This window comes from Streptomyces sp. NPDC057654, assembly GCF_042800135.1.
Taxonomy (GTDB): Bacteria; Actinomycetota; Actinomycetes; order Streptomycetales; family Streptomycetaceae; genus Streptomyces.
Genome location: NZ_JBHVHQ010000218.1, coordinates 1 through 11,101, shown reverse-complemented (window position 1 = coordinate 11,101; position 11,101 = coordinate 1). Strand labels below are relative to the sequence as shown.

9 protein-coding genes and 1 pseudogene are annotated in these 11,101 nt (G+C 71.4%); 4 read left to right on the top strand and 6 right to left on the bottom strand.

Translation table 11 applies throughout. The features are described from left to right. A pseudogene (locus ACFU99_RS18320) lies at nt 1–677 on the top strand (hypothetical protein); the annotation flags it as partial. Nucleotides 678–1,069: 392 nt separating this feature from the next. On the opposite strand, the gene ACFU99_RS18315 reads toward ACFU99_RS18320, so the two are convergent. From ACFU99_RS18315 to ACFU99_RS18305, 3 genes are all read right to left on the bottom strand, one after another. Further along, nucleotides 1,070–1,465 (bottom strand): hypothetical protein, encoded by a 396-nt coding sequence (locus tag ACFU99_RS18315; protein WP_384392849.1) that lies wholly within the window; start codon nt 1,463–1,465, stop codon nt 1,070–1,072. 529 nt (nt 1,466–1,994) lie between these two features. Next, complete coding sequence (locus tag ACFU99_RS18310; RefSeq protein WP_384392846.1) at nt 1,995–3,179, bottom strand: NAD-dependent formate dehydrogenase; 1,185 nt, start codon at nt 3,177–3,179, stop codon at nt 1,995–1,997. A gap of 137 nt (nt 3,180–3,316) precedes the next feature. After that, nucleotides 3,317–4,246: a LysR family transcriptional regulator gene (locus ACFU99_RS18305; RefSeq protein WP_384392844.1), complete on the bottom strand. Its 930-nt coding sequence runs from the start codon at nt 4,244–4,246 to the stop codon at nt 3,317–3,319. A gap of 77 nt (nt 4,247–4,323) precedes the next feature. On the opposite strand from ACFU99_RS18305, the gene ACFU99_RS18300 reads away from it, so the two are divergent. Then, nucleotides 4,324–4,485, top strand: coding sequence for an Rmf/CrpP fold protein (locus tag ACFU99_RS18300; protein WP_384392841.1), 162 nt, complete (start codon nt 4,324–4,326; stop codon nt 4,483–4,485). A gap of 22 nt (nt 4,486–4,507) precedes the next feature. Here the strand turns inward: ACFU99_RS18300 and ACFU99_RS18295 are convergent, their stop codons facing one another. After that, nucleotides 4,508–4,927 (bottom strand): RidA family protein, encoded by a 420-nt coding sequence (locus tag ACFU99_RS18295; protein ID WP_384392839.1) that lies wholly within the window; start codon nt 4,925–4,927, stop codon nt 4,508–4,510. Beyond that, nucleotides 4,924–6,123 carry an acyl-CoA dehydrogenase family protein gene (locus ACFU99_RS18290; RefSeq protein ID WP_384392836.1) on the bottom strand — a complete coding sequence of 400 codons (1,200 nt, stop codon included), beginning with the start codon at nt 6,121–6,123 and terminating at the stop codon, nt 4,924–4,926. The genes ACFU99_RS18295 and ACFU99_RS18290 overlap by 4 nt, the downstream gene beginning before the upstream one ends. A gap of 196 nt (nt 6,124–6,319) precedes the next feature. On the opposite strand from ACFU99_RS18290, the gene ACFU99_RS18285 reads away from it, so the two are divergent. Together ACFU99_RS18285 and ACFU99_RS18280 are read left to right on the top strand one after the other, a co-directional pair. Continuing rightward, nucleotides 6,320–7,954: an AMP-binding protein gene (locus ACFU99_RS18285; protein WP_384392833.1), complete on the top strand. Its 1,635-nt coding sequence runs from the start codon at nt 6,320–6,322 to the stop codon at nt 7,952–7,954. Next, nucleotides 7,951–8,778, top strand: a complete 828-nt coding sequence (locus ACFU99_RS18280) for a PaaX family transcriptional regulator C-terminal domain-containing protein (RefSeq protein ID WP_384392831.1) — start codon at nt 7,951–7,953, stop codon at nt 8,776–8,778. The genes ACFU99_RS18285 and ACFU99_RS18280 overlap by 4 nt, the downstream gene beginning before the upstream one ends. Nucleotides 8,779–8,886: 108 nt before the next feature. Here the strand turns inward: ACFU99_RS18280 and ACFU99_RS18275 are convergent. Beyond that, the coding region (locus ACFU99_RS18275; protein ID WP_384392828.1) for a bifunctional salicylyl-CoA 5-hydroxylase/oxidoreductase at nt 8,887–11,101 on the bottom strand (2,215 nt) is incomplete at its 5' end.

Genomic DNA, 11,101 nt, shown 5'->3' with positions numbered 1-11,101 from the left:
CCACCTTGACCGTCGGTGGGGCCGCCGCCCTCGCGGCGGCGCGGGTACCGGCGGCCCCGGGGTGGACCATCCTGTCCCGATGGCAGGGGCTGCGCTCATGGGCGCTGCTGGGCACCGCGGCTGTGGGCGGGATCTACCTCGGTCTGAGCTACTGGCATGACCGGCATTCGGCTCTCCAGGGACTGGTCGCCGGGGTCATCTCCGCGATTCTGCTCTCCTTCATCGTCGCCTCCGCACGCCCCAAGGCCCATACGGACCCGGTCACCGACCCGCACACGTCGTGGCGTCAGGACCGCTGGTTCGCCATGGTCTGCGGCGCCGTCTTCGGCCTCTTCCTGGGGCTGACGGCCGGCGTGAACAACCTCGTGAAGCCGAACGTAAGCGTAGGCCTCGGAACCCTGCCCTTCGTCGTGGTGGGTGCGGCCGTGCCCTTCGGGACTGCGGGCGGTGTCGCCGTGTCGGACCACTGGCGGACCACCCTGCTCTTCGTCCAACTCTGGGTGACAGGCCGCTTCCCCCTCCTCGGCATGCGCTTCCTCAAAGACGCCTACGCCCACCGCATCCTGCGCTCGGAGGGCCCCAGGTACCAGTTCCGCCACGCGCTGCTGCAAGACCAGCTCGCCCGGAGGAGCGACGACGGGAAAGGCGCCACGCCCCGCGTGCACCGGCATCTTTGAACGGACGGGGGCTGCGCAGCGGTACAGGTCCGGGGGCGCCGCACACCCTGGCCTGACTCGGGACGGCGTCCGCCGTCGCCCGGTCCCGCTGCGCTGGCCCGCTTCACGGTGCCGACAGGGAACGCCTGTATCACGAACGAGTACATCGGAAGCAGTTCCCCCGCGCCCGGCCCTTTGGCCATGGCAGCGATCAAAAAGAATGCGATGGCCGACAGGGGCGCGAGGAGCATCCGAATCCGATACTTCCTGTTCGGCGCGAGCGGAATGAAGAATGTTAAAAAATCGCTGTCGCTGCGACTGATGCGCCCCATCAAAGATTCAGCGGAACGAAGGGAAGCTGCATATCCTCTGCCTTCCCTGCGAAGTCGAACCAGGGCGAACGGTGTGTCGTTTCACGGCTTCGCCGTGGCGAACCACGCCGCAAGCCCTCCCGCCACAGCCAACGACGCCACGAGCTGCACCACCATCACGCGGGACATCCTGTTCTCCCGACGATCACCATGGACCGCTATATCCTGAACCTTTTCCCTCATTTCCCGCCGATGCCCCAGCAGCGCCAGCGGGAGGACGAGCATCACGCTTGAGTACATCACCAGCAATGTATGCACGTCCGTGCGCTTCACGAGCCCGTCCAATACGGCAAACGCCGCTCCGGCCACCGGGGAAGAGGACACCTGAATCTTGTACCGCCGGTTCGGCATGAGCGTGACGGAGAACGCGAGGAACACAACCACGCTGGCCGCAGCGATGACCCACCACATGGGCGTGGAGATGAAAGGAGCTCGCACGTCACTTTCCCTCGTGCCGGCGGGACCCGTCTGAAACAGACCCCGCAGTATTCCAACTTAAAGCCTCAGGGCGCAGACGCTGCACGCGCAACGCACTCGGTAAAGATCTCTTCACGCTTGATTCCCCTCGAAGAAGCACGGGATCCGCTGTCGGACGCACCCCTGCACAACGGCACTCGCCGCAGCATGCCGCGCCTGATCATATAGCGAAACAGGAGCCGAACGATCTTTGCGATGCATTTACCCGAAGAGGCAGAGCCCTCCGCAGCGCAGCTTCCACCGGCCCAATCTTCAGGAATTCTTCAGGAATTGACGACGCATCGCGCAGTGGACGTAGGCACGCGCCCGCAAGACGCCCCCTGGGTGACGCGTCATCAGAACCGGACCTCGCCACATACCTGAGTTGGCGGCACCAATAGGTCAAGGCAAGCAATTCTCGGCCGCTGGTGTGCGCAGCACAGCGGGCCGGGTGGCTGGGGTGCCGTCCGGCCCGTTCTGCCTGCGGGAGGGGTGAGGGTGAGAGTGGGGGTTAGGCGCTGACGCCCGGGGCTGTGCCGCTGCCTGCTGTGTACGAGGCTGCGCCGGTGCCTGCGAGGCTGCCGCCGTCGACGATGAGGTATTCGTCGCGGATGGGGCGCTCGGCCAGGTAGTCCTCCAGGATTTCGCGGGTGCCCGCGGCGTAGCGGGCCTGGGCGGAGAGGGTGGTGCCGGAGACGTGCGGGGTCATGCCGTTGTGGGGGGCGGTGCGCCAGGGGTGGTCGGCGGGCGGGGGCTGGGGGTACCAGACGTCGCCCGCGTAGCCCGCCAGCTGGCCGGACTTGAGGGCGGCCGTCACCGCGTCCTGGTCGACGATCTGGGCGCGCGCGGTGTTGATGATGTACGAGCCGCGCTTCATGCTGCCGATGAGCTCCTCGTCGAAGAGGCGCTCCGTCTCCGGGTGCAGGGGGCAGTGGATGGAGACCACGTCGACCGCGCGCGCCAGCGACCGCGCGTCCGGGTGGTACGTCAGCCCCAGCTCCTCCTCGGTCTCCCGCGGCAGCCTGCGCTTGTCCGTGTAGTGCAGCTTGACGTCGAAGGGCGCCAGGCGGCGCATGACCGCGATGCCGATCCGGCCGGCGGCGATGACGCCGACGTTCATGCCTTCCAGGTCGTAGGCATTGCTCACGCAGTCGGCGATGTTCCAGCCGCCCTCGGCCGCCCACTTGTGCGACGGGAGGTAGTTGCGGACCAGCGCCAGGATCTGCATCACCGCGTGCTCCGCGACGCTGATGCTGTTGCTGTACGTCACCTCCGCCACGGTCATCCCGCGCTCCATGGCCGCGTCGAGGTCCACATGGTCCGACCCGATGCCCGCCGTGATCGCGAGCTTGAGGTTGGGGGCCTTCGCGATGCGCGCCTTGGAGAGGTAGGCCGGCCAGAACGGCTGCGAGATCACGACGTCCGCGTCCGGGAGTTCCCGCTCCAGCTCCGAGTCCGGGCCCTCCTTGTCCGAGGTGACGACCAGCGTGTGGCCGCGCTCCTCCAGGAACTTGCGGAGGCCCAGTTCGCCCGACACGCTGCCGAGCAGTTCGCCGGGGGCGAAGTCCACGGCGTCGGGGGTGGGCGTGGTCTGTCCGCCGGGGTAGCCGTTCACCGCCGGAATGTCGTCCCGAGCGTACTTCGGCGGGAAACCGTCCACCGGGTCCGGGTACAGAACACAGACTATCTTCGCCATCATTACTCCTGTGGAAACAGTCGGACGCTTCTTCGGCGGTGCGCCGAATTCCGAACTGATCCCACCCTGGCCCCATTTCCTAACACCGTCAAAGAGGCATTTTGGAATACATGATAGGTCCGGTCTATCAGTGGCACTCAGTGCGTCAGTGAATCCGTCGGCAGGCGCTCCAGCACCGCCGCCACGTCCGTCCTGCGCGCCAGCTCCGCCAGCGCCCGCGCCATCACCGACCCCGGCTCCCGCACCGTCGTCACCAGCCCCATCGGCACCGTGTGGTCCGGCTCCACCAGCGGCAGCACCCGCATCCCGCGCGGCACCCCGAACACGTGCAGCCACGCATACGGCACCACGCCGACCCAGCGGCCCGTCCTGACGTGGGCGAACAAGGACGCCACCGAGTCCGTCTCCACCTCCGGCTCCGCCCGCGTCCCCGCCGCCTCGAAGATCTCGTCCAGCACGCGGCGGCCCTGCATCGTGCCGACCAGCAGGCACAGCGGCAGCCTCGCCGCCTCCGCCCAGGTCGCCTCACGGGCCCCGGGACGGCCTATGGCCGTTCCCGTCAGCAGGACATAGCGCTCGCGATAAAGCGGAACCACCTGGAATTTCTCCGAAATTCCCGCGCGCAGATAGGTGATTCCCGCGTCGATTTCGAAATCCTGGATCTTGCGGAGCATATCCTCCGATCGGAGATCGGAGAGAACGCGTACGCTCGCCAGCGGATGTTCCGTGCAGAACGGTTCCGTGAGCAGCGATACGGCCGTCGCCGCGGTCGGTACCGAGCCGACGCGCAGCTGTCCGCTGAGGCCCGTACGCAGGGCATCGACCTCGTCGGTGAGGGCGTCGCGGTCGGCGAGGATGCGCTGCGCCCACAGGACGATGCGTTCGCCCTCGGGCGTGAGGCTCTCGAACTTCCGGCCCCGGCGGACCAGGGGTACGCCGAGTTCGTCCTCCAGCTTCCGTACGGCCTCGGAAAGGGCGGGCTGGGAGACGTAGCACGCCTGCGCGGCGCGGGCGAAGTGCCGCTCGCGCGACAGCGCCACCAGATATTCGAGTTGGCGAAACAGCACCTTCCTGGTCTACCCGATCTTCGATGGGGACGCCAAACTTGTGTACGGCACCAGACCGAAAGCGGGAGGCATCGTCCATGGCGGCACGCGGCGAATTGATCACAGCGCTCAAGGAGGGGCGGCTGGCCCACGAGCTGGGCGAGAGCAGCGCCGACTGCCCCTACCCGGCCGGCGATCCCCTGCGCGCCGCCTGGCTGCGCGGCTTCGCCGCCGCCCGTTCCGAGGGTGAGGAGGCGTGAGCCCGGGAGCGGTTCCCCTCAGTCATGGAAGGACCGCCACACCGTCCAGTTCCACCATCGCCTGCTCGTCCCAGAGCCTCGCCGCCCCGATCACCGCCATCGCCGGGTAGTCGCTCCCCGCCAGCCTCCGCCATACGCGGCCGAGTTCGGGCGCGTGCGCGCGGTACGCGGCCACGTCCGTCGCGTACACCGTGACCCGGGCCAGCTGGTCCGGTCGCCCGCCCGCCGCCCGCAGCGCCGCCAGGAGATTGGTCAGCGCCTGTTCGAACTGCGTCACCAGGTCGCCCTCGACGACCTTGCCGTCCCCGTCGAGCGCCGTCTGTCCGGCCAGGAAGACCAGCCGGCCGCCGGTCGCGGTCACGGCGTGCGTGAAGCCGGTGGGCGGGGACAGCTCCGCCGGGTTGATCCGCGTCAGTTCTGGTGTGTCGGACTCGTCGCTCATCGGTTCTCTCCTTCTTGTGACGCGGCGCCGTCAGAGGCTCCCGCCCGCCCCCGGTACAGCTCCTTCGCGATGATCGTCCGCTGCACCTCGCTCGCCCCCTCGTAGATGCGCGGCGCGCGCACCTCCCGGTAGAGGTGTTCCAGCAGATGGCCGCGGCGCAGCGCCCGCGCGCCGTGCAGCTGGACGGCGGCGTCCACCACGTACTGGGCCGTCTCGGTGGCCAGCAGCTTGGCCATGGCCGAGCTGCTGGCGACGCCGGCGGCCCCGGCACCGGCACCGGAAGCGGAAGCGTCGTACGTCGCCGCCGCCGCGTACACCAGCAGCCGCGCCGCCTCCGTCCGCGTCGCCATCTCCGCGAGCTGGTGGGAGACCGCCTGGAGGTCCTTGAGCGGGCCGCCGAACGCCTGCCGCTCCCCCGCGTGCCGCACCGCCGCGTCGAGCGCGGCCTGTGCCATGCCGACGGCGAACGCGCCGACGCTGGGCCGGAAGAGGTTGAGCGTGCGCATCGCGACGCGGAAGCCGCCGTCCGCCTCGCCCAGCAGGTCGTCGCCGGTGACGGGCACGCCGTCGAAGACGAGGGTCCCGATGGGGTGCGGGCTGAGCATGTCGAGCGGCGCGCCGGTGAGGCCGGGGCGGTCGGCCGGTACGGCGAAGGCGGTGACGCCGCGGGCTCCCGCGCCCGCGGTCGTACGGGCGAAGACGGTGCAGAAGTCGGCTTCGGGCGCGTTGGAGATCCAGCACTTCTCACCGGTCAGCCGCCACCGGCCGGGGCCGTCCGCGTCGGCGCGCAGGGACAGGGCGGCGGCGTCGGAGCCCGCGTCGGGCTCGCTGAGCGCGAAGGCGGCGACGGCGCGGCCCGCGACGACCTCCGGCAGCAGGCGGGCCCGCTGTTCGGCGGTGCCGGAGAGGGCGACAGGGTACGCGCCGAGCCCCTGGAGGGCGAGGGCGGTCTCGGCCTCCGTGCACTCGGCGGCGAGCGATTCGCGCAGCAGACACAGGTCCATGGCGCGTACGGGCCCCTCCGCCGGAAAGACCCGGGCCAGCAGTCCCAAGTCGCCCAGGGCGGCGACGAGCGGCCGGTTGACGCGGCCGGGCGTGCCCTCGGAGGCAAGCGGACGGAGCTGTTCCGCGGCGAGGGCCCGCAGTTCGGCGCACCACTGCCGCTGGTGCGGCTCCAGCGCGAAGGGGGTGGTCACCGGGGGCCTCCTTTATCGCGGTCTGTTGACTGCCGTCACCAAGACGTTACGCTGACATTGGATCGTCGCTGCCTGCAAGACCCCCACTTCCCATTTCGTCGAAAGTCCGGCGAAAGACCGGCGAAAGACCGATGAACGTCCGACGCAAGTCCGGCGCAAGTTCTGCGCAAGTACGGCGCAAGGGGGCGCATGCGTCATGGAGCTCAGTCCTTCGGCCCACGTCGACACCTTTCCGCGCGACAACCTGCCACCCGCCGACGAGTGGCCGCGGCTGCTCCACGAGCCGCCCGCGCCGCACTACCCCGAACGGCTCAACTGCGGCGCCGAACTCCTCGACGCCACCGTGCGCCGGCTCGGCCCGGACTCCGGGCGCCCGGCCATGCTGGACGGGGCGGGCGGCGTCTGGTCGTACGACGAGCTGCGCGGCCACGTCGACCGGATAGCGCACACCCTCACCCTCGATCTCGGGGTGGTCCCCGGCAACCGGGTGCTGCTGCGCGGGCCCACCTCGCCCTGGCTGGCCGCCTGCTGGCTCGCGGTGATGAAGGCGGGCGCGGTGGCCGTCACGGTGCTGGCCGCGCAGCGCGCCTCCGAGCTGGCGACGATCTGCGACATCGCCCGCATACGGCACGCCCTGTGCGCCGCCGACTGCCTCGACGACCTCGTACGGGCGGACGTACCGGAGCTGCGCGTCACGGCGTACGGCGGCGAGGACCCCGGCGACCTGTTGCGGCTGGCCGCGGCCAAGCCCGCGTCGTACGAGGCGGTGGCGACGGCCGCCGACGACGTGGCGCTGATCGCCTTCACCTCGGGGACGACGGGCCGCCCCAAGGGCTGTATGCACTTCCACCGCGATGTGCTGGCCATCGCCGACACCTTCTCGGCGCACGTCCTGCGGCCCGAGCCCACCGACGTGTTCGCGGGCAGCCCGCCCCTGGGCTTCACCTTCGGGCTCGGCGGGCTGGTGGTCTTCCCGCTGCGCGCCGGGGCCTGCGCGCTGCTCGCGGACCGGGCCGGGCCCGAGCGGCTGCTCGCCCACATAGCGGAGCACCGCGTCTCGGTGCTGTTCACCGCCCCCACCGCGTACCGCGCGATGCTCGGCAAGCTCGGCTCGTACGACACGTCGTCGCTGCGCCGGTGCGTGTCCGCCGGGGAAAACCTGCCGGCCGCCCTGTGGCGCGACTGGCACGAGGCCACCGGCCTGCGCATCATCAACGGCATCGGCGCGACCGAGATGCTGCACATCTTCATCTCGGCCGCCGACGAGGCCGTGCGGCCGGGCACGACGGGCGTCGCGGTGCCCGGGTTCGAGGCGCGGGTGGTCGGCCCGGACGGGCAGCCGGCGGCGGACGGCTCGCCGGGGCTGCTCGCGGTGCGCGGGCCCACGGGCTGCCGCTATCTGGCGGACGACCGGCAGCGCGGGTACGTACAGGACGGCTGGAATCTGACGGGCGACACCTACGTCCGCGAGCCCGACGGCTACTTCCGCTATGTGGCGCGCGCCGACGAGATGATCATCTCGGCCGGGTACAACATCGCGGGCCCCGAGGTCGAGGACGCGCTGGCACAGCACCCCGATGTGGCCGAGGTGGCGGTGGTGGGGCGGCCGGACGCGGAGCGCGGGGAGATCGTCGTCGCCCATGTGGTGCTGCGGCAGGGCCTCGCGGGCACCGCTGAGACCGTCGCCGCGCTCCGCGAGTTCACCAAGAAGGAGATCGCGCCCTACAAGTGTCCGCGCGAGATCGTGTTCGTCGACGCGCTCCCCCGCACGCCGACCGGCAAGCTCCAGCGCTTCCGGCTGCGCGGCGGCGCTTTACAGTTTCCCCCGTGACCGACCAGCACGCTCCCCGCTCCCTCATCGTCACGTTCTACGGCGCGTACGGGCGCGGGGACGCCGACTCCCCCGCCGGCCCGGTGCCGGTCGCCGCCCTCATCCGGCTGCTGGGCGCCGTGGGCGTGGACCCGCCCTCGGTACGCTCGGCCGTCTCCCGGCTGAAGCGGCGCGGGCTGCTGGTCGCGGACCGTACGGCGGGCGGCGCGGCCGGGTACGCGCTCTCCCCCGACGCCCGGCAACTGCTCGACGACGGTGACCGGCGCATCTACACGCGGCCCTCGGCGCGGTGCGGCGACGGCTGGCTGCTCGCGGTCTTCTCGGTGCCGGAGGAGGAGCGCAGCAAGCGGCATCTGCTGCGGTCGCGGCTGGCCCGGCTGGGGTTCGGCACGGCGGCGCCGGGCGTGTGGATCGCTCCGGCGCACGTCCACGACGAGACGCGGCACACCCTGGAGCGGCTGGGGCTCGACGGCTACGTGGATCTCTTCCAGGGCGAGCACGCCGGGTTCGAGCCGACGGCGCACGCGGTGGCGCGGTGGTGGGACCTGGCCGGGCTCGCCAAGCGGCACCAGGCGTTTCTCGACGCGCACGAGCCGGTGCTGGGCCGCTGGGCGCGCCGCCGGGTCGTACCGCCCGCCGACGCCTACCGGGACTATCTGCTGGCGCTCGACACCTGGCGGCGGCTCCCCTACGCCGATCCGGGGCTGCCGCCCGCGCTGCTGCCGCCGGACTGGCCGGGCGCGCGGGCGGCGGAGGTGTTCGGCGCGCTGCACCGCAAGCTGCGGGACCCGGGCGCGGTGTACGCGGCGCAGCAACTGATGTGACGCGTCGTCATGTGCGCGGGGTCGGCGGGAGCCCGATGGCCTTCCTGACGCACCGCCACATGGTCAGGGTCAGCAGGAGTGCGGCGCGGCAGCATCCTTGACGCTCCATCACGTACCCAAGGTCAGCCGGGGTTTGGGACCGTCCGTGCGGCCCGTCGGGGGCGTGCGGCTGCCCGCCCGGTACGGCATCGGCCAGGGCGCGCCGGGGCCCGTATAGGACTGGTCGGCGGCGGCGTGCAGGGTCCACTGCGGGTCGTAGAGGTGCGGGCGGGCCAGCGCGCAGAGGTCGGCGCGACCCGCCAGGATGAGCGAATTGACGTCGTCCCAGGAGGAGATGGCGCCCACCGCGATGACGGGCACGCCGAGCGTGTTGCGTATCCGGTCGGCGTACGGCGTCTGGTACGAGCGTCCGAAGTCCGGGGCCTCGTCCGAAACCACCTGGCCGGTGGAGACGTCGATGGCGTCGGCGCCGTGGGCCGCGAAGGCGCGGGCGATCTCGATGGCGTCGTCCCTGGTAGTGCCGCCCTCGGCCCAGTCGGTCGCGGAGATACGGACCGTCATCGGCTTCTCCGCGGGCCACACGGCCCGTACGGCGTCGAACACTTCGAGGGGGTAGCGCAGCCGGGCCGCGAGGTCGCCGCCGTAGGCGTCGGTGCGCCGGTTGGTGAGCGGGGAGAGGAAGGAGGAGAGCAGATAGCCGTGCGCGCAGTGGAGTTCCAGGAGGTCGAACCCGGCGCGCTCGGCGGCCTCCGCGGACCGTACGAACTGCTCGCGTACGGCCGCGAGTCCGGCGTCGTCGAGCGTGTGCGGGGTCTGGTTGACGCCGGGGCGGTACGGCAGCGGCGAGGGGGCGTCCAGCGGCCAGTTGCCGTCCGGCAGGGGTTGGTCGATGCCGTCCCACATGAGGCGGGTGGAGCCCTTGCGGCCGGAGTGGCCTATCTGGGCGCCGATGGCGGTGCCGGGCGCGCTCGCGTGCACGAAGTCGGTGACGCGCCGCCAGGCCCGCTCGTGCTCGGGCGCGTACAGGCCGGCGCAGCCGGGGGTGATGCGGCCCCGCTCACTGACGCAGATCATCTCGGTCATGACCAGGCCCGCGCCGCCGAGGGCGCGCGCGCCGAGGTGGACGAGGTGGAAATCGCCGGGTGTGCCGTCCACGGCGCTGTACATGTCCATCGGCGAGACGACGACGCGGTTGCGCAGGGTCAGCCCGCGCAGCGTCAGCGGCGTGAACATGGGCGGCGTGCCGGCCGGCACCGCCGCCTCGCGCTCGACGGAGCCGACGAACTCCGCGTCGCGCAGCCGCAGATTGTCGTGGGTGACGCGGCGGCTGCGGGTGAGGAGGTTGAACGCGAACTGCCGCGGCGGCTGGCCCGCGTAGACCGCGAGGTCCTCGAACCATTCGAGGCTGGCGCGGGCCGCGCGCTGGGTGGACTGCACGACGGGGCGGCGCTCCTCCTCGTACGCGGCGAGCGCCTCGGCGACCGTGGGCCGCTCGGTGAGGCAGGCGGCGAGCGCGAGGGCATCCTCGACGGCGAGCTTGGTGCCGGAGCCGATGGAGAAGTGGGCGGTGTGCGCGGCGTCGCCGATCAGGACGGTGTTGCCGTGCGACCAGTGCTCGTTGACGACCGTGCGGAAGGCGGTCCAGCTGGAGTTGTTGCCGCGCAGCGGCCGCCCGCCGAGCGCGTCGGCGAAGAGCTTGCCGCAGTGGTCGATGGAGCCCTGCTCGTCGCAGCGGTCCAGGCCCGCGGCGCGCCAGACCTCTTCGCGCATCTCGACGATGACCGTGGAGGCCCCGGAGCCGTCCTGGCGGGAAGAGGCGTAGGGGTAGCCGTGCAGCTGGACGATGCCGTGTTCGGTCTCGGCGGTCTCGAAGCGGAAGGCGTCGAAGGCGAAGTCGGCGGCGAGCCAGATGTAGCGGCAGCGGTGCTCGGTGACGCGCGGCCGGAAGGCGTCGCGGTGGGCGTCGCGGGTGCTGCTGTGCACCCCGTCGGCCGCGATGACCAGGTCGTACGAGCGGGCCAGCGCGGCGGCGGGCGGTGCCTCGGTCCGGAAGCGGAGGCCGACGCCGAGCGCGGCGCACCGCTCGTGCAGGATCTCCAGGAGCCGGCGGCGGCCGAGGGCGGCGAAGCCGTGGCCGCCGGAGCGCTGGACGGCGCCGCGGTGGACGACGTCGATGTCGTCCCAGCGCACGAATTCGTCCGCGAGCGCGCGGTAGACGACGGGGTCGGCGTGTTCGATTCCGCCGAGCGTCTCGTCGGAGAGGACGACGCCGAAGCCGAAGGTGTCGTCGCGGGCGTTGCGCTCCCAGACGGTGATCTCCCAC